Raw genomic sequence first — 19,079 nt, forward strand, 5'->3', positions numbered from 1 at the left:
TAATTCATCTCTTTTATATTCAACTACTGCTTAACAGCATGTACCGTTTTAAGAGCTTCTTCTAGGTTTTCATATACTTGATTGCCAACGATGATTGTGTCTGCATATGTGGCCATTTCACGGGCTTGGGTTGCAGTTTTTATGCCCCCTCCATAGTAAAGTGTCGTATTTTGAAGACCTGCCTTTACCTTTTTGACGACCTCCACATCACCATACATACCGCTATATTCCATATAAAAGATTGGAAATTTAAACAAATGCTCGACCATTTGTGCATATGCGATAATATCTTCCTCAGTTTCTGGTTGTTTAGCGTTCGTTAATTTGGCAGCTTTACAATCTGGATTTAAAATACAATACCCTTCTGGAATAATTTCATCCCAGTTCATCACTTCTCCAAATTCTTTTGTTGCTGCGTGGTGTAAATCTTTCACCCATTTTGTCTGTTGGCTATTTAAGACACTTGGAATAAAATAAAAATCAAAGCCAGGAGTAATCGATTCTATCGTCGATACTTCTAGAGCGACAGGGACCGCATATCTTCTAATGCGCATTAACAAATCAATCACATTGTCCAGTGTTACCCCGTCCGAACCCCCAATGATAATAGCATCAGTCCCAGATTCACAAACCTGTTCTAAGGCTTGTGCCCCTATTTCCTTTGCCGGATCCAATTTAAATATATGGCGCCATTCTTTATAATCCATTTTTTTCACCTACATTAAGTTAGTTAAGCACTCTTCATTATAACAAAAAAACTGAACAGAGGCTTCTGTTCAGTGGTTAGCTATAAAGTGATTAAGATTATTCTTTTGACTGTTGGACCGACAACTCTTCTGGATATAGTCGTCCAAGAATTTCATCATAATAATCATTACCGTAATCATATGCACGTCTTACACGTGAAATAGTTGCTGTACTTGCACCCGTTTCTTTTTTAATCGTTTCATATGTTTTTTTCAAGCGAAGTAAATGTGCAACCTCGAAACGCTGAGCAAGTGATTGAATTTCACTTATTGTACATAAATCATCAAAAAATTTATAACATTCTTCTATATTGTTTAGCTCAAGTACAGCTTTAAATAATTGTTCTGTTTGATGTCCTTTTATTTTTTCAATTTGCATGTTGTATCATTCCCCTCTTTACGCTTTCAATCAAGGTAAATAGTTTACCATATTTTCTAATCCAGTATTTGTTGGCACAAAACTGATCCATGATTTTCCTGGTACTAATTTAGCTGGAACACCATTTTCCATCGGTATAAGCATTCCGTCTATGTTTTCCCATTCGATTTCTTTCATAGTCCCTGCTTGAAAAAGATACGCTTTTCCACCATCAGTTAATGTTAGCTGCTGACGCCCTGCATTATCAATCGTTTTATGCGGTATTTCCATGAATATTACGTTCGCAATCTCCACGGGTTCTCCTGATTCCTTATCGATCGTTACAACCCCGCCAGTTTTTCGTTCATATATACCACTTTCCGGTAAATATGTATATTGGTTTTCAAAACTTGCACCTGATCCATACTGGATGCTTATAGTAGATACTGGATTTCCAATTTTTGCACCTTCTATCGAATCATAAAAAGAGTAGGAAGGAACTTTGTGAATTTCCATCGATGCTCCTACTTTTTCTGCACCAGCCAAAATATTCTCATTGGAAATATATGAATTATGCGGTGCTTTCCGCTCCTTGGAACGCTTAAAAAGTATACCATCATATTGCATACCATTGATATTATCTACAACTCTTGCATTTAACATTTTCTGCGCATCTGGGCTATAGCCATGCGCAATATAAAAAGCATCTAATCCTTTTGCAACTTCTACGAAATAATCACGAGCACTTCTAACTGGCCCAATTACATCGGGAATGTCACTTTGATAAAGCGCTAGAAATCTCGTCACATTTCCTTCTGCTAACATCTCGTAAACAATATCTGCCTGTGCAATCCCTGACTGTGGTCTTGCAAGCGGATGATTATTCATCGTAACAATAATTGGTCTTTGTGTTAGTTCTTCTTCTGAACGAATGCCAGTAAAAGGAGCAACATAAGGGAGAACAACGGGTTCCTCTATTACTTCTTCTACTATATCTTCTACAACATCTTCTACCGGTTCTACTTCTTCTCCTATTTCTTGCTCATTAGAACAAGCGACAAGAAATAAACTGAGTATACCTATTATCCCCCATTTTTTCATCCCACAAAATCCCCCTACCTCATGACAGCTGGAAACAATACTTGTTTTTTCATGACATCGAAGATTCCCCTTTGTGTAACTCGAACATAAGGTAAATGCGTGGCTTGCAAGAATAATAATGTGTAAATGGCATCTCCATGCTTAAATCCTCTAGCTGCCAATTCTTTCTTTAAACACAATTCCTCTTCTATTAACGCTTCCATCGGCTTATCCGATAGTATCCCACCTATAGGTAGTTTAAGTGTACAAACAACTTCTTCGTTTTCAACGATGACTATTCCGCCGTTCATTTTTTTCATTTCATTAAAAGCTTGGAGCATGCTTCTTTTATTTTTTCCTATTAATATAATATCCCCAGTACTAGAATACGAAGAGGCAAATCCTTTTAAATTCGTTGCAAAACCTTTAATAAGTGTAGAGACTTTCCACTTACCATGACGATCTACTAGTAGTAAAAAACTTTCATCATGTTCCGTTGAAAGTTCATTATCCGTCGTATCGACTGAAACAGAATACGGCTTTGTAATAACATCGTTCACCATTTCAATTCCAAAAGGCATCGAAAATTGGAAGTCATCATCGGACATCTCAAATGCTAAATCTAAATCTGGAATACTCGACCAATCCGTTGGTGTTAACGAATGTATTCTTTCACCACCCCGTTTTAACCAAACTCCCTTAGATAATACACTTGTTGGGACAGGGTTTAGCTCATCTTCTAAGAAATTAAGCGTAGCAAACCTACCAGTTGCAATGACGCCATGTAAATTCGATAAATTATAATATTTCGCTACGTTGAATGATGCCATTAAATAAGCATCTATCGGGTTTACCCCGGCATCCAAAGCAATTTGAATACATTTATCCATTACGCCGTCTAGATGGAAAGAAGGAGTAGCGCCGTCTGTCGTCATCATAAGGTGATCGAAAATTTGCAAGTCCTTCTCGAGTATTCCTTTTAATAAAATTGGAAGGTCAGGTCGAATTGATGAATGACGAAGCGTCACAGCATATCCATGAAGAATTCTTCTTTCCACTTCTTCAATCGTCATCGCTTCATGATCTCCATCCGCTCCGAGTAAACGCATTCGCGCTAACGTGCGTTCGGAAGCACCAGGAAAATGCCCTTCAATTTTCATACCGTTTGATTTGGCTTGCTGCATCCAATAAAGCATTTGATCGTCGCCAGAAAGTAGCCTTGGCCACCCCGTCAACTCCCCGCCCATAATAACATCTGGACGCGCAATCCATTCTCCAACCGTTTTAGATGTAAATAATTCTTCTTCGTTCTCCAGCTCCGTTTGTGAATCAAAACGAGCCCACCAATAGAATGCAAAAGGTAGTTCACTTAGTTTATCCATTATTGAAAACGCTTTCTTATTTTCAAGCATCAAAAACATTACTAAATTATCTGCGATAAATGTCGTTGTGCCTAATTGAGCGGCATAATCAGCGAATGTTTGCGGGTTATATAGTTGGAATGGATGTACATGGGGTTCAATATAACCTGGTACAATCTTTTGACCAGTAGCATCATACACTTCTGTTTCTTTAGAAACGAACGGCATTTCTGAACCTGTATAAACAATTCGATCTTTCACAATCCAAATATTACCGGTAATCCATTTCTTTAAATGGCTATGTAAAAATGTTGCGTTCGTAATGAGTATATCTGGTGCTTGTTTTCCATTTACTACTTCTATTTGATTTCTAATTTCTTCTATTTTCCAAATTGGATATTGCATATCATCCATTCTCCTTTCTATAAGATTACTCTTACAAATAATAGTAGCATAGTACTTTAGTAAAGCAAAGTGTTGAACTATAATTTTTTGTAAATTTATTACCTAAGCATACCTACATTTATTACAAAATAAAAAATAGCGTTCGCTTTGATCTAGTTGATTGTTGATGAGCAACATATCGGTGTGCTAAATGCTAATATTATGTGGTTTACAAAATAGAAGTCCAGAAAATGGCTTAGAGCAACAAGCGGGTCTTAGACAGCAACCAAATCTATCCTGAGAGCAACCAAATTCCTCATGAAAGCAACCAACTAATCGCCGAAAGCAACCATTTCTGAAAATCAAGGGTTACTTGCAATAATAAAAAAGGATATCTCCAATATCGGAGACATCCTCTTTACATCATTGAAATGTTCTCCAACCGATATCTGTTCGGAAGAATAAGCCATTCCATTCTAACTTGGATAAGCCATCGTACACTTTTTGCCCAGCTTCTTTTAGTGTAGACTCGCTTGCAGCTACCAAAATAACGCGACCGCCGTTTGCAACATACTCTTCCCCATCAGCTTTTGTACCTGCGTGGAAAACATAAAGACCAGCTTCTTCTAAAATAGAAAGGTCGGGAAGTTTAGCGCCTTTTTTCACATCCGCTGGATACCCCTCTGATGCGATGACAACACCTAACATTTCTGCGTCCGACCATTCTAGCTCAAATGGTTGTCCGTCCATAAGCGCCATCATAAATGCACCAAAATCACTCGTCATTCGAGGTAGAACTACTTGTGTCTCCGGATCACCGAAACGGGCATTGAACTCAATTACTTTAGGTCCATCAGTCGTAATAATTAGACCTGCATATAAAATACCTGTAAACGGTGTTCCTTCTGCCTCCATCGCTTTTACTGTTGGCACGACAATTGTTTCGTAAGCTAGCTCTACTACATTTTGTGCAATTTGAGGAACTGGAGAATATGCGCCCATCCCACCGGTATTCGGTCCTTTATCTCCGTCATATGCACGTTTATGATCTTGTGCTATAACCATCGGATAAATTTGGCCCTCATGTACAAATGACATGTAGGAAATTTCTTCTCCTTCTAGAAACTCTTCAATTACTACACTAGAAGAAGATTCACCAAATAATTGATTGCCAATCATGTCTTCAACAGCAGTGTTCGCTTCTTCTACTGTCATAGCAACAACGACACCTTTACCAGCAGCTAAACCGTCCGCTTTAACAACAATTGGTGCACCAAGCTTTTCAATATATGCTTTTGCTTTGTCCACTTCCGTAAATGTTTCATACGCAGCAGTTGGAATATGATACTTTTTCATAAGCTCTTTAGCGAATGATTTACTTCCTTCGATTTGCGCCGCTGCTTTCGTAGGTCCAAAAGCACGAAGACCACGTTCATTGAAATAATCAACAATGCCACCTACAAGTGGTTGTTCAGGTCCAACAAACGTAAGGTCAATTGCATTCTCTTTGGCAAATTGGGCCATATCTTCAAATGCCATTACATCGATTGGAACGATTTCTGCATCGTTAATCATCCCTGCATTACCAGGTGCTACAAATACTTTATCGACCGAAGGAGAATTATTGAATTGCTTTGCGATGGCATGCTCACGACCGCCACTTCCAATAACAAGAATCTTCATTTGGAATGCCTCCCTTAATGTTTGAAATGACGAACGCCAGTGAATACCATAGCAATTCCGTATTCGTTTGCTTTATCGATAGAATCTTGGTCTTTTACAGATCCACCAGTTTGAATAATTGCCGTAATGCCAGCTTTGGCAGCAGTTTCTACTGTATCATTCATTGGGAAAAATGCGTCTGATGCAAGTCCTGCTCCTTTTGCACGTTCTCCAGCTTGTTCTAATGCAATTTTCGCTGATCCTACACGGTTCATTTGTCCAGCACCAACACCAATTGTCATGTCTTCAGTAGCTACCACAATTGCGTTAGATTTAACGTGTTTTACAACACTCCAACCAAGCTCTAATGCTTTCCATTCTTCTGCAGTTGGTTCACGGTCTGTTACTACTTTTACATCCGCATCTTTTAATCCGAAAGTATCTGGTGACTGAACTAATAGTCCACCTTCTACAGAAACTGTGTTCCAAGCATCTTTTTTCGTTTGTTCATAAGAAATAGTTAGTAAACGAATATTTTTCTTAGCAGTTAACATGGCAATTGCATCCTCTGAAAAGGAAGGTGCAATAATAATTTCTAGGAAAATGCCCGATAAAACTTTTGCAGTATCTGCATCTACTTCACGATTTAAAGCAACAATCCCACCAAAAATAGAAGTAGAATCCGCTTCATATGCTTTGTTAAAAGCAGCTGAAATCGTTTCACCCGTTCCAACACCACAAGGATTCATGTGTTTTACCGCAACAGCTGCAGGAAGTTCAAATTCTTTTACAATCTGAATAGCAGCATTGGCATCTTGGATGTTGTTATAAGAAAGTTCTTTACCGTGCAATTGTTTGGCAGAAGCAATCGAGAAATCTGATCCAAGTGGACGTTTGTAGAATGCTGCTTTTTGGTGTGGGTTTTCCCCGTAACGTAATGATTGTTTACGTTCATATGTAAGAGTTAAAAGTTCAGGGAATTCTTCGCCTGTTAAATCCGTCATATAGCTAGCAATTAATGCGTCATATGCAGCAGTATGACGGAATACTTTTGCAGCTAACTTGCGGCGTGTTTCAAGTGTCGTTTCGCCATTCTCTTTTAATTGACCTAATACTTCCTCATAGTCAGATGCATCTGTTACGACTGTAACGTATTGATGGTTTTTAGCTGCTGAACGTAGCATCGATGGTCCACCGATATCAATATTTTCAATTGCATCTTCAAATGCAACATCTGGTTTGGAAATCGTTTCGCGGAAAGGATATAAATTTACACATACTACTTGAATTGGAGTAATACTATGCTCCTCCAGTTGTGCTTGGTGAGAAGGATCATCATGTTTTGCTAATAATCCACCGTGAATCATTGGGTTCAATGTTTTTACTCGACCATCCAAAATTTCTGGAAAGTTTGTTACTTGGTCTACTGATGTTATCGCCACTCCATTTTGTTCTAAAAATGCTTTTGTCCCACCAGTTGATAAAATTTCATACCCAAGTTGTTCCAACTCTTTTGCAAATTCGAGAATTCCTGATTTATCTGAAACACTAAGTAAAGCACGTTTTGACACGTTAATTCCTCCTCTAATTTATGTAAAGTACATCGTGGCGAAGTAGATGGATCGATTTTATGAATGGTTCGATCGATTGTTCATGAAGGTGGATCTATTCACCATTTCCACCTATATAGGACCTTGTTATTTGACGCCCTCAGCTCACCGAATTTATCCAGTTTGTAAGAAAAGCCGGTAAGACTACCGGCTCCATAACTCTTGTAATGTTTTTGTATATAGTTCATGCTCTACCGCATGAATACGCTCTTCGGTTTGTTCTCTATTGCCATCCACTACTTCAACAGCTGCTTGCGCTAAAATCGGACCTGTATCCATTCCGGCATCTACATAGTGAACGGTTACTCCTGTTACTTTCACTCCATGCTCCATCGCTTGTCCGATGGCATCTTTTCCTGGAAATGATGGAAGTAAAGAAGGATGAATATTGATAATCCGGCTTGGATATGCTTCGAGCAAAACATTTCCGATCAAACGCATATATCCTGCAAGAATAATCCACTCTACTTCCAGCTCGGTTAACTTCTGCAAAACTTCTTGTTCATAAGCTTCTTTCGAAGAAAAACTAGAAGGCTTAATGGCAAGTGTTTCAATACCTGCAATACGTGCACGTTCTACAATAAACGCTTCTGGCTTATCTGTTACAACAAGTGCAATGGTGCCAGATAATTGACCAGCTTCTATCGCATCATGAATAGCTTTAAAATTACTACCACTTCCTGATGCGAATACTGCAAATTTCGGTTTTCCAGACATTACACTAAACTCCCGTCATGCGTTCCCTTGAATAAAACACCTTCACCTTTCACAACACGACCGATTGTGTATGCTTTTTCCCCGTGAGCTGCTGCAATGGCGATTGCTTTTTCTGCTTCTTCTGCAGATAGCGCAAGGACAAAACCAATTCCCATATTGAATACATTATATAAATCGCGGTCCGTAAGCTCGCCTTTTTCTTTCAATAAGTTGAAAACAGGAAGTACTTCCCATGAACCTAAGTCTACTTCTACTGCTAAACCTTCTGGCATCATACGTGGTAAGTTTTCATAAAAACCGCCACCCGTAACATGGGCCATTCCATGAATAGCAAGTTCGTTATGCATTTCCATAACAGGCTTTGCATAAATTTTTGTAGGTGTTAGAAGTGCCTTGCCTATTTCTCCAAGACTTTCATAACCTTCTACAATTGTGTTTGTATTGTAGCCTTGCTGCTCAAATACTATTTTACGTACAAGTGAATAGCCATTAGAATGGACACCACTAGAAGCAATACCAACTAGGACGTCGCCTTCTGCAATTTTTTCACCTGTTACAATTTTCGACTTTTCGCAAGCACCAACTGCAAATCCAGCTAGATCGTACTCGTCTTCTTCATATAGACCTGGCATTTCAGCAGTTTCTCCACCGATTAATGCTGCACCAGATTGAACACAACCATCTGCAACACCTTTGACGATTTGTTCAATACGTTCAGGAACTGCTTTTCCTACTGCAACATAATCGAGGAAAAATAATGGCTCTGCTCCTTGTGCCACAATGTCATTTACACACATTGCCACACAATCCACCCCAATTGTATCGTGTGAATCTGTCATGAACGCAAGCTTTAACTTCGTACCAACGCCATCCGTTCCAGAAATAAGAACTGGTTCTTTATAATTTAATGAAGACAAATCGAACATTCCACCGAACCCACCAAAAGTACCCATGATACCTTTTCTAGCTGTACGTTCGACATGAGATTTCATTCGCTTAACTGCCTCATAGCCAGCTTCAATATTTACGCCCGCTTTTTCATATGCCTTTGACATGTATAATCCTCCTATCGAACAAGCTCTTTTTCATGTGGTAATTTGGTATTTGGTGCGATTGGAGTCGGATACTCGCCAGTAAAACAAGCTAAGCAGTGCCCGCAGTTTTTCCCTTCATCCGTTCGACCAATTGCTTCCACCATACCTTCTACTGATAAAAAGGAAAGCGAGTCCGCACCAATTAGTTCGCGCATTTCTTCCACGCTATTATTAGAAGCAATTAGTTCTGAATCTGTACTAATATCTATCCCATAAAAACAAGGACTTTTTAATGGCGGTGAACTAATAACAACATGTACTTCTTTCGCTCCAGCATCTTTTAACATTTTCACAATACGTTTGGATGTAGTTCCTCGTACGATAGAATCATCCACCATGACTACACGTTTTCCTGCTACAACTTGACGTACTGGTGAAAGTTTCATCTTCACACCACGCTCACGTAGATCTTGTGATGGTTGTATGAATGTACGTCCTACATAACGGTTTTTAATAAGACCCATCTCATATGGAATTCCAGAAGCTTCTGAAAATCCAATGGCAGCAGAAATACTAGAATCCGGCACGCCAGTAATAATATCTGCATCTACTTGAATTTCTTTTGCAAGTTGTTTCCCAAGACGTTTTCTCGCCATGTGTATATTAATTCCATCTATATTCGAGTCAGGTCGAGAAAAATAGACATACTCCATTGTACAAATAGATCGTTCTGCTGGCTCGGAAAAACGTTCTGAACGTATACCCTCATCATTAATAATAAGTAGTTCACCAGGTTCAACAGAACGAATAGCTTCTGCACCGATCAAATCAAATGCACTTGTTTCCGAAGCTACCACCCAAGCATCGTCTAGCTTTCCTAATGAAAGAGGACGCATACCATGTGGATCTTGCGCTACTAATAATTTATCCTCTGTTAAAATAACGACTGCAAATGCACCATCTAATAATCTAAGCGCTTCTTTCGCACGTTCTACCACCGAATTATGATGGCTTTTCTTCAACAAATGTGCAATTACTTCTGTATCAGAAGTCGTTTGAAAAATACTACCTTGCTGTTCCAAATTCCGTTTTAAACGACCCGCATTGACGATATTTCCATTATGTGCAATTGCAAGACTTCCAGTAGTCGAATTAAAAAGAAGCGGTTGTACATTTTCAATACCAGATCCACCTGCAGTCGCATAACGAACATGTGCAACTGCAGCTTTACCTTCTAGTTTTTCAAGCTTTCCATTACTGAAGACATCATTTACTAAACCTTCACCTTTGACAGCTCGTAATACATCCCCGTCTGTTACGACAATTCCGGCACCTTCTTGACCTCGATGTTGCAAAGCATGCAAACCATAATAACTAATCGGTGCAGGATCCGGGTGTCCCCAAATTCCAAAAACACCACATTCTTCGTTTAAGCCTCTGACTTCAGCAAGCATGGTATTGCCCCTTTCCAAGCGGAACGGAATTCGTCAACAGAACCGTTAATCCATTCAGTTCCGTCTACGTTAGTAATTACTACTTTATTAGAATCTGTTACAGCACCAATTTTAACCGCGTCATTTACGATATCTTCAAATTTAGCTGCATTTTCAGGTTTAACCGTTATAAGGAAACGAGATTGTGATTCGCTAAACAATGCTGTTGTAGCAGAACCATTTATCGTTACTTCCACACCAAGACCATTTGCACCGAAAGCTTTTTCTGCTAACGCAACTGCAAGTCCACCTTCTGCGATATCATGCGCAGATTGTACAACGCCAGCTTGAATTGCAGAAAGTAACGCTTTTTGACGAGCTGCTTCCACTTCTAAATCAATCGAAGGGGCTTGACCAAAAATACGCTTTTCTACTAATTTTTGAAGCTCTGATCCACCAAATTCTGTTTTCGTTTCACCGATTACATATACGATATCTCCAACTTGCTTCACGTCTTGAGTTGTTACATGTGCTAAATCTTCTACAAGTCCCACTAAACCAATTGTTGGTGTTGGGTAAACTGCTGTTCCGCTACGCTCGTTATATAAAGAAACGTTTCCACCGATAACTGGTGAATCTAATGCGATACAAGCTTCCGAAATACCGTCAGCAGATTTTTCAAGTTGCCAGAATATCTCAGGGTTTTCCGGATTACCAAAGTTTAAGCAGTCTGTAATCGCAAGTGGTTTCGCACCAGAACATACAACATTACGTGCAGCTTCTGCTACAGCAATTTTTCCACCTACTACTGGATCTAAGTAAATGTATCTTGAATTACAATCTGTTGTCATTGCTAATCCTTTATTCGTACCACGTACACGTACTACAGCAGCATCGGAACCTGGTGTTACAACTGTGCTTGTACGCACTTGATAGTCGTATTGATCATAAACCCATTCTTTTGAAGCAATTGTCGGTTGTTGTAATAAGTTAAGAAGTGTCTCTTTATAGTCCGTGACTTTAGGCTCCACGTTTTCCATCGCTTGGTATTCCGTAAAGTAAGCAGGTACAGAAGATGGCTTGTAGTACACTGGTGCTTCTTCTGCTAGTGCATCCGCAGGAACTTCTGCAACCACTTCTCCGTTATGAAGCAGACGAAGCATTTTATCGTTTGTTACTTTACCTACAGCTACACAATCTAAATCATATTTATCAAAAATTTTCACGATTTCTTCTTCGCGACCCTTTTTCACTACGATTAACATACGTTCTTGTGATTCAGAAAGCATCATTTCATATGCAGTCATGCCCGTTTCACGTTGTGGAATATAATCTAAGTTCAATTCCACACCATGACCAGCTTTTGAAGCCATTTCAGCTGACGAGGAAGTTAATCCTGCTGCTCCCATGTCTTGAATACCGATCAATGCATCTGATTTCACAACTTCTAAACAAGCTTCGAGTAAAAGTTTTTCCATAAATGGATCTCCAACTTGAACTGCTGGACGTTTTTCTTCTGAAGCTTCTGTCAATTCTTCCGAAGCGAATGTCGCACCGTGGATACCATCACGACCAGTTTTTGCTCCAGCATACATGACTGTATTGCCTTCACCAGCTGCAATCCCTTTTTGAATATCTTCATGGTTAATCAAACCAACGCACATTGCATTAACTAGTGGATTACCTTCATAGCAAGCATCAAATTGGATCTCTCCACCAACTGTTGGAATACCGATACAGTTACCGTAACCAGCAATCCCAGCTACTACTTCTTCAAATAAGTACTTCACACGAGGCGTTGTTAATTCACCAAAGCGAAGCGAATTTAACATTGCAATTGGACGAGCTCCCATTGAAAATACATCGCGGATAATACCACCAACACCAGTTGCTGCTCCTTGGTATGGTTCGATAGCAGACGGATGATTATGTGATTCCATTTTGAAAACAACTGCTTGACCATCTCCGATATCTACAATTCCAGCACCTTCACCAGGACCTTGAAGTACTTGCGGACCTTTTGTAGGGAATTTACGTAATACAGGTTTCGAATTTTTATACGAGCAATGCTCCGACCACATAACAGAAAATAATCCTGTTTCCGTGTAGTTTGGAAGACGTCCTAAAATCTTTTCAGCCATTTCAAATTCTTCGTCTGACATACCCATTTGAGTATATATTTTTTGTTCTTTAATTTGCTCCGGATTTGGTTCATGCTTGATTGACATGAGATTCCCTCCAATGTTTCACAATAGATTTAAATAATGCTAGTCCGTCTGATCCGCCCATAATGTCGTTAGCAGCACGCTCTGGGTGAGGCATCATTCCTAAGACGTTCCCTTTTTCATTCACAATACCTGCAATGTCTTCAATACTTCCGTTTGGATTTTCAGAAGCATATGTGAAAACGATTTGGTTGTTTTCTTTTAAACGAGTAAGTGTTTCTTCATCGCAATAATAGTTTCCTTCACCGTGAGCGATTGGAATTTGAATTACTTCGTCTTTTGAATACTCACTTGTAAATTGCGTTTCATTATTTTCTACTTTTAGTCCAACTGTACGACACATGAATTTAAGATTTTTATTACGAAGTAGTGCTCCTGGTAGAAGACCTGCTTCTGTTAATACTTGGAATCCATTACATACACCTAAAACTGGTTTACCTGCTTCCGCAGCTTTTACCACTTCGGACATAACATTCGAGAAACGAGAAATTGCTCCGCAACGTAAGTAGTCCCCATAAGAGAACCCACCTGGTAATAAAACACCATCGAATCCGCTTAGATCTGTTTCATCATGCCAAACGTACTCTACTTCTTCCCCAAGCTCGTCTTTAATCGCATGATACATATCTAAATCACAGTTCGATCCTGGAAAAACGATAACTGCGAACTTCATTTGCCAGCTACCTCCTCAACTTCATAACGGTAGTCTTCGATCACTGTGTTTGTAAGCAGCTTTTCACACATTTCTTTAACAGTTGTATCTAAATCACGATCTGATTCTTCGATTTGAAGCTCTAAAAATTTTCCGATACGAACATCTGAAACTTCTTTATAATTCATGGAGTGAAGAGCACCCATAACTGCTGAACCTTGTGGATCTAAAACACTTTCACGTAATGTTACATATACTTTAACTTTTTTCATTTGAATAATCCTCCTAGTCGGGAAAGTATAATTTCATAAACATCTGTTAAACTACCTAAATTGCGTCTAAATACATCTTTATCAAGTTTGTTATTTGTTTCGTCGTCCCATAATCTACAAGTATCTGGAGAGATCTCATCTGCAAGTAGTATGTCACCACTTGTAGTCTTTCCAAATTCTAGTTTCATATCGATTAGTGTTACACCGATTTCTTTAAAAATCGGTTGTAACACTTGATTAATCTCCAGTGCTTTTGTTTGGATCGTTTCTATTTCTTCTGGTGTTGCAAGTTCTAATAATGCAAGATGAGCATCTGTAAGTAATGGATCTCCGAGCGCATCATCTTTGTAGTAAAGTTCTACAATCGGATGACTTAGAGTTGTTCCTTCCGCAAATCCTAGTCTTTTTGCTAAACTACCTGCAGCTACATTACGAACAACTACCTCTAGAGGAATGATCTCTACTTTTCTTACAAGTTGTTCATTTTCTGAAATTTGCTCGATGAAATGTGAGTCAATTCCATGCTTTTTTAATTGGTTGAAAAGAATCGTTGTTATTTTATTATTCAAATTTCCTTTACCAACAATTTCTTCTTTTTTCTCTCCATTAAAAGCTGTAGCACTATCTTTATAAGATACAAAAAGGATATTTTCATCTTCTGTTGCAAATAATTGTTTTGCTTTACCTTCGTATAATAGACGACCTTTTTCCACTGTGAATTCCTCCGAATAATGATTAATTTAGTCCTAAACGCTCGAAAATCATGTCCACATGCTGAATGTGATAATTGTAATCAAAGCAATCATCCAGCTCTTCTTTTGACAGTAAGGAAGTGATTTTTTCATCCGCATCTACAAATGTGCGGAAAGCTGTTTGCGATTCCCAAGCTTTCATGGCAAGTGGTTGCACCGTATCATAAGCTGTTTCACGTGCAAGTCCTTTGTCGATCAAAGCGAGAAGTACACGTTGAGAATAAATTAATCCTAATGTGGAGTCCATATTACGTTTCATATTTTCCGGGAATACCGTTAAGTTTTTCACGATATTGCTGAAGCGATTTAACATATAGTTCAGTGCAATTGTTGCATCTGGTAAAATTACTCGTTCCGCAGATGAATGAGAAATATCTCTTTCATGCCATAACGCTACATTTTCGTATGCAGTCATCATATAACCACGAATTAATCTAGCCAGCCCAACCATATTCTCTGAACCGATTGGATTACGTTTATGTGGCATTGCAGAAGAACCTTTTTGACCTTTTGCGAAAAACTCTTCCACTTCACGTGTTTCCGATTTTTGTAATCCGCGAATTTCAGTTGCAAACTTTTCAATAGAAGTTGCGATTAACGCTAATGTGCTCATATATTGTGCATGACGGTCACGTTGCAATGTTTGAGTTGAAATTGGTGATGCTGCAAGACCTAAATTTTCACAAACATATTTCTCTACAAATGGATCGATGTTCGCATACGTTCCAACTGCACCAGACATTTTCCCAGTTTCAATCACTTTCGCTGCTGCCTCAAAGCGTTCTAAGTTACGCTTCATTTCTTCTGTCCAAAGTGCAAGTTTTAAACCGAAAGTTGTTGGTTCTGCATGTACACCATGCGTGCGCCCCATCATAACTGTGTACTTATGTTCTTTTGCTTTATTTTCTAAGATTTCGATAAAGTTTAGAAGGTCTTTACGGATAATCACATTTGCTTGTTTGATTAAGTAAGAAAGAGCTGTATCTACTACGTCAGTAGATGTCAATCCGTAATGAACCCATTTCCGTTCTTCTCCTAGTGTTTCAGAAACTGCACGAGTAAACGCCACTACGTCATGTCTCGTTTCTTGTTCGATCTCTAAAATACGGTCCACATTGAATGATGCATTTTTTCGTAGTGCCACTACATCTTCTTTTGGAATATCGCCAATTTCTGCCCATGCTTCACAAGCTAATATTTCTACTTCTAACCAAGCATTGTATTTGTTTTCTTCTGTCCAGATTGCACCCATCTCCGGGCGTGTATAGCGTTCAATCATTCAAGTTCCTCCTGATTAAGACCAGATTTTAGATTGTTCAATTTCTTCTAAAGTTTGTTCAATATTAGTTGAAAGGATTGTTACATGCCCCATTTTACGGTTCGTTTTCGCTTCGCTTTTTCCATATAAATGAACGGACCAGTTAGGATACTTGGTCATTGAGTTGGTCAAAGAAATAATATGCTGCCCTAATACATTTACCATCACTGTCTCTGTCCAAAGTTTTGGCTCACGTAATGGCCAACCACATACCGCTCGAATATGTTGATGGAATTGTGAAATATTACAAGCCTCAATCGAATAGTGACCCGAGTTATGAGGGCGCGGAGCCAATTCATTAATTAGGATTTCTTCTTCATCTAAAACGAACATTTCCACTGCAAGCGTACCAACAAGATTTAAATGATTAGCGATCCTATTCGCGGCCTCAATCGCTTTTTCAGCAAGCGTTGTATCAATACGAGCCGGTACAATTGTTTCATGCAAAATATGATTCACATGAATATTTTCCCCAATAGGTAAGCAATACGTTTGTCCTTCACCGTTCCGTTGAACAATGACCGAAATTTCTTTCGTAAACGAAACAAATGCCTCCGCAATACAAGCAGAGTGTTCAAAAAGCGATTGAGCGAGTATAAGCTCCTCTTTCGATCGGATTGTTTGTTGCCCTTTTCCATCGTATCCACCACGAGAAGTTTTTACGACACAAGGAAATCCAACTTCATCAATTCGTTGTTCCAGTTCTTCAAAAGTACTTGCTTCGACAAATTTCGCAATCGGTACGTCAGCAGCCTGAAGCTCCGTTTTTTCTAGTATGCGATCTTGCGTAATTTTTACAAGCTCCGCACCTTGAGGAACATATGCAATTTGTGACAATCGTTTCAAACCTTCATAATCGATATTTTCAAATTCATACGTAATAACATCACTTACTTCCGCAAGTTCCTCTAGCGCCGCTTCATCATCATACGGGGCAACAATGCGAATATCTGCAACTTGACCACAAGGTGAATCCATCGTTGGCTCAAGTACTGCGATTTTAAAACCAGCTTCTTTTGCAGCTATTGCCATCATACGTCCAAGCTGCCCTCCACCGATAATGCCGATTGTTTGCCCTGGATAAATTACTTTAGTCATTGAAGCTCACCATTACTTTCAAATACTTTGTTTTTCGTATCTTCTCTTCGTTTTTCTAGACGTTCTGCTATTTCTATGTCTTGGATAGAAAGGATTTGTGCAGCAAGTAATCCAGCATTCGTTGCTCCTGCCTTTCCAATTGCAACCGTTGCAACCGGAACACCACCTGGCATTTGTACAATGGATAATAATGAATCTAATCCATTGAGTGCTTTAGATTGTACAGGAACACCGATAACAGGAAGCGTAGTCTTAGCAGCAACCATCCCTGGTAAATGTGCAGCTCCTCCAGCTCCTGCAATAACTACTTGAATGCCTCGTGTTCGTGCCTGCTCTGCATATTCAAACATTAAATCTGGCGTACGATGTGCAGAAACTACTTGTTTTTCATACGGTATATTTAGTTCGTCAAGGATTTCACAGCTATGTTTCATTGTTTCCCAATCACTAGAACTACCCATAATTACACCAATTTTTGCGTTCATTATTTTCGTCCCTTCTTAAGCCAAAAAATTCCCCAAATAAACACTACTCTCTACGGAAGAAAAGCGGTTTACTTGCGGAATTTAGTTGCTTAGTTTGTGTCATTAATAACATACGCGAACACATCCTCTTAGCATAATCCAAAAGTTGCTTTCCCTCATAGTCCTGTCATTACGGTGACTTGGTAGAGACGCTAAAGCCAATTCTTTAGCATATATGGGGATATAATTGTCTGTTGCTAATCATATTTTAACAAGACTGATGAGTCACGTCAATGCATAAATGCGAACGATTTATTTTATTTAAAAATTATTGTTCGGTTTTTGACATTATTTTTATTTATTTTGCTCTTTAATACCTTTTAACATAATCAATTGTTTAACTGGTACTGGTTGTCCGTCTACCTCTGCAAAAAGCGGTTCTTCTTTTCTACCTGCGATTTGAAAGCCTTGTTGTTCCATTCTTTCTATACATGCTGTGATGCTTTCATTTTCCTCTACTTCAAACCATTTCGTTTCTTTTTTCATGAATTAGGTTTCCTCTCTTTACTGTTTTCATGCAAATTGCAGGGAGCTGTTTTTGATAATTATAATTGGTTTTTTATCTATTATATCAACTTTTGTCCCCTTTTGGTTGATCCTTATTGTCGCATACAAACAGACAGGTTAGCTAAGAGGGAATTATTTTGGCTACAGGAGCAACTAGTTCTAGTGAGTGGGGAAGTATTTTTGCACTGAGAGCAACCAAATCATGCGGCAAAGCAACCAGTTCACCAATAAAGACAAATAACTAAGGAATGGAAAGAAGAAAATTGGGAGTAAAAGGTTTAGAGCAATCAAATTGGCAATGAAAGCAACCAGTTATACTACCAGAGCAACCAACCAACTTCATAAGCTACCAGTTTGCCTATGAAAGCAACCAACCGAGTTTCGACTGCTATCTAAAGTAATATTATCTAATGAAAGAAGACCTCATTTTAGAATAAACCGTTTATAGCAACCAAATCCTTTCCCAAAGCAACCAGTTCCACTTTTGAAGGCAACTAAACATGATGTAACTGCTATCTTCAGTAATTTATCTAATAAAAGAAGAACCCATCTGGAAGTAAGTGGTTTAGGGCAATCAAATCAATCTCATAAGCAACCAGTTTTACTGCCAGAGCAACCAACTCAACTTCATAAGCTACCAGTTTGCCTATGAAAGCAACCAACCGAGTTTCAACTGCTATCTAAAGTAAAATCATCTAATAAAAGAAGAACCCATCTGGAATTAAGTGGTTTAGAGCAATCAAATCAATCTCATAAGCAACCAGTTTTACTGCCAGAGCAACCAACTCAACTTCATAAGCTACCAGTTTGCCTTTGAAAGCAACCAACCGAGTTTCAACTGCTATCTAAAGTAATATCATCTAATAAAAGAAGAACCCATCTGGAATTAAGTGGTTTAGAGCAATCAAATCAATCTCATAAGCAACCAGTTTTACTACAAGAACAAGCAGGTAAGGAAGATCTCTTTTTACTTGTACTATCACTGGACTGCTATTAATCTTATCAGAAATAATTATTTTATAAAAAAAAGTCGCTACCGATTTCTCGGTAACGACTTTTTTATTAGTGCCCAGCGACGTCCTACTCTCACAGGGGGAAACCCCCAACTACCATCGGCGCAAAAGAGCTTAACTTCCGTGTTCGATATGGGAACGGGTGTGACCTCTTTGCCATCATCACTAGACTAATTGAGTGCTTGTTCACTCAAAACTGGATAAAAGACATTTTCAACAGATAAATACATTTGGTTAAGTCCTCGATCGATTAGTATTCGTCAGCTGCACGTGTCGCCACGCTTCCACCCCGAACCTATCTACCTCATCGTCTTTGAGGGATCTTACTTACTT

17 protein-coding genes, 2 rRNA genes and 1 riboswitch are annotated in these 19,079 nt (G+C 38.9%); all 19 genes read right to left on the reverse strand.

Translation table 11 applies throughout. From position 1 onward, the window contains the following. Positions 1–23: 23 nt before the first annotated feature. Positions 24–707, reverse strand: a complete 684-nt coding sequence (pcrB, locus tag FG383_RS09105) for a heptaprenylglyceryl phosphate synthase (RefSeq protein WP_142607084.1) — start codon at positions 705–707, stop codon at positions 24–26. A gap of 97 nt (positions 708–804) precedes the next feature. Further along, the gene (locus FG383_RS09110) at positions 805–1,125 is read right to left on the reverse strand and encodes a YerC/YecD family TrpR-related protein (protein WP_142607086.1); all 321 of its coding nucleotides are present in this window, start codon (positions 1,123–1,125) and stop codon (positions 805–807) included. 30 nt (positions 1,126–1,155) lie between these two features. Beyond that, on the reverse strand, positions 1,156–2,205 hold the full coding sequence (locus FG383_RS09115; protein ID WP_142607088.1) for a DUF3048 domain-containing protein: 1,050 nt from the start codon (positions 2,203–2,205) through the stop codon (positions 1,156–1,158). Positions 2,206–2,219: 14 nt separating this feature from the next. After that, on the reverse strand, positions 2,220–3,950 hold the full coding sequence (locus tag FG383_RS09120; protein WP_142607090.1) for an adenine deaminase C-terminal domain-containing protein: 1,731 nt from the start codon (positions 3,948–3,950) through the stop codon (positions 2,220–2,222). 402 nt (positions 3,951–4,352) lie between these two features. Further along, a complete protein-coding gene (gene purD, locus FG383_RS09125) occupies positions 4,353–5,612 on the reverse strand; it encodes a phosphoribosylamine--glycine ligase (RefSeq protein WP_142607092.1) in 1,260 nt (419 codons plus the stop codon). A gap of 14 nt (positions 5,613–5,626) precedes the next feature. After that, positions 5,627–7,162: a bifunctional phosphoribosylaminoimidazolecarboxamide formyltransferase/IMP cyclohydrolase gene (gene purH, locus FG383_RS09130; protein ID WP_142607094.1), complete on the reverse strand. Its 1,536-nt coding sequence runs from the start codon at positions 7,160–7,162 to the stop codon at positions 5,627–5,629. Between the two features lie 183 nt (positions 7,163–7,345). Continuing rightward, the gene (gene purN / locus FG383_RS09135) at positions 7,346–7,918 is read right to left on the reverse strand and encodes a phosphoribosylglycinamide formyltransferase (protein ID WP_142607096.1); all 573 of its coding nucleotides are present in this window, start codon (positions 7,916–7,918) and stop codon (positions 7,346–7,348) included. Then, a complete protein-coding gene (purM, locus tag FG383_RS09140; protein WP_142607098.1) occupies positions 7,918–8,973 on the reverse strand; it encodes a phosphoribosylformylglycinamidine cyclo-ligase in 1,056 nt (351 codons plus the stop codon). Before purM ends, purN begins: the two co-directional genes overlap by 1 nt. An 11-nt stretch (positions 8,974–8,984) precedes the next feature. Next, on the reverse strand, positions 8,985–10,406 hold the full coding sequence (gene purF / locus FG383_RS09145; protein ID WP_142607100.1) for an amidophosphoribosyltransferase: 1,422 nt from the start codon (positions 10,404–10,406) through the stop codon (positions 8,985–8,987). Then, positions 10,382–12,613 carry a phosphoribosylformylglycinamidine synthase subunit PurL gene (gene purL, locus FG383_RS09150; RefSeq protein ID WP_142607102.1) on the reverse strand — a complete coding sequence of 744 codons (2,232 nt, stop codon included), beginning with the start codon at positions 12,611–12,613 and terminating at the stop codon, positions 10,382–10,384. Before purL ends, purF begins: the two co-directional genes overlap by 25 nt. Then, positions 12,597–13,283: a phosphoribosylformylglycinamidine synthase subunit PurQ gene (gene purQ / locus FG383_RS09155; protein ID WP_142607105.1), complete on the reverse strand. Its 687-nt coding sequence runs from the start codon at positions 13,281–13,283 to the stop codon at positions 12,597–12,599. Before purQ ends, purL begins: the two co-directional genes overlap by 17 nt. Next, the gene (gene purS / locus FG383_RS09160) at positions 13,280–13,534 is read right to left on the reverse strand and encodes a phosphoribosylformylglycinamidine synthase subunit PurS (RefSeq protein ID WP_142541061.1); all 255 of its coding nucleotides are present in this window, start codon (positions 13,532–13,534) and stop codon (positions 13,280–13,282) included. Before purS ends, purQ begins: the two co-directional genes overlap by 4 nt. Continuing rightward, positions 13,531–14,247, reverse strand: a complete 717-nt coding sequence (purC, locus tag FG383_RS09165) for a phosphoribosylaminoimidazolesuccinocarboxamide synthase (RefSeq protein WP_142607107.1) — start codon at positions 14,245–14,247, stop codon at positions 13,531–13,533. Before purC ends, purS begins: the two co-directional genes overlap by 4 nt. 22 nt (positions 14,248–14,269) lie before the next feature. Further along, on the reverse strand, positions 14,270–15,565 hold the full coding sequence (gene purB / locus FG383_RS09170; RefSeq protein ID WP_142607109.1) for an adenylosuccinate lyase: 1,296 nt from the start codon (positions 15,563–15,565) through the stop codon (positions 14,270–14,272). Positions 15,566–15,580: 15 nt separating this feature from the next. Then, positions 15,581–16,702, reverse strand: a complete 1,122-nt coding sequence (gene purK, locus FG383_RS09175; RefSeq protein ID WP_142607110.1) for a 5-(carboxyamino)imidazole ribonucleotide synthase — start codon at positions 16,700–16,702, stop codon at positions 15,581–15,583. Next, the gene (gene purE, locus FG383_RS09180) at positions 16,699–17,187 is read right to left on the reverse strand and encodes a 5-(carboxyamino)imidazole ribonucleotide mutase (protein ID WP_142607111.1); all 489 of its coding nucleotides are present in this window, start codon (positions 17,185–17,187) and stop codon (positions 16,699–16,701) included. The genes purK and purE overlap by 4 nt, the downstream gene beginning before the upstream one ends. 138 nt (positions 17,188–17,325) lie before the next feature. Further along, positions 17,326–17,425: riboswitch (purine riboswitch) on the reverse strand. A gap of 95 nt (positions 17,426–17,520) precedes the next feature. Then, positions 17,521–17,712, reverse strand: coding sequence for an NETI motif-containing protein (locus tag FG383_RS09185; RefSeq protein WP_142607112.1), 192 nt, complete (start codon positions 17,710–17,712; stop codon positions 17,521–17,523). A gap of 1,088 nt (positions 17,713–18,800) precedes the next feature. After that, positions 18,801–18,916, reverse strand: a 5S ribosomal RNA gene (gene rrf, locus FG383_RS09190). Between the two features lie 60 nt (positions 18,917–18,976). Continuing rightward, positions 18,977–19,079, reverse strand: a 23S ribosomal RNA gene (locus tag FG383_RS09195); the annotation flags it as partial.

Origin of the sequence: Psychrobacillus soli, assembly GCF_006861775.1 — a bacterium.
GTDB classification, from domain to species: Bacteria; Bacillota; Bacilli; order Bacillales_A; family Planococcaceae; genus Psychrobacillus; species Psychrobacillus soli.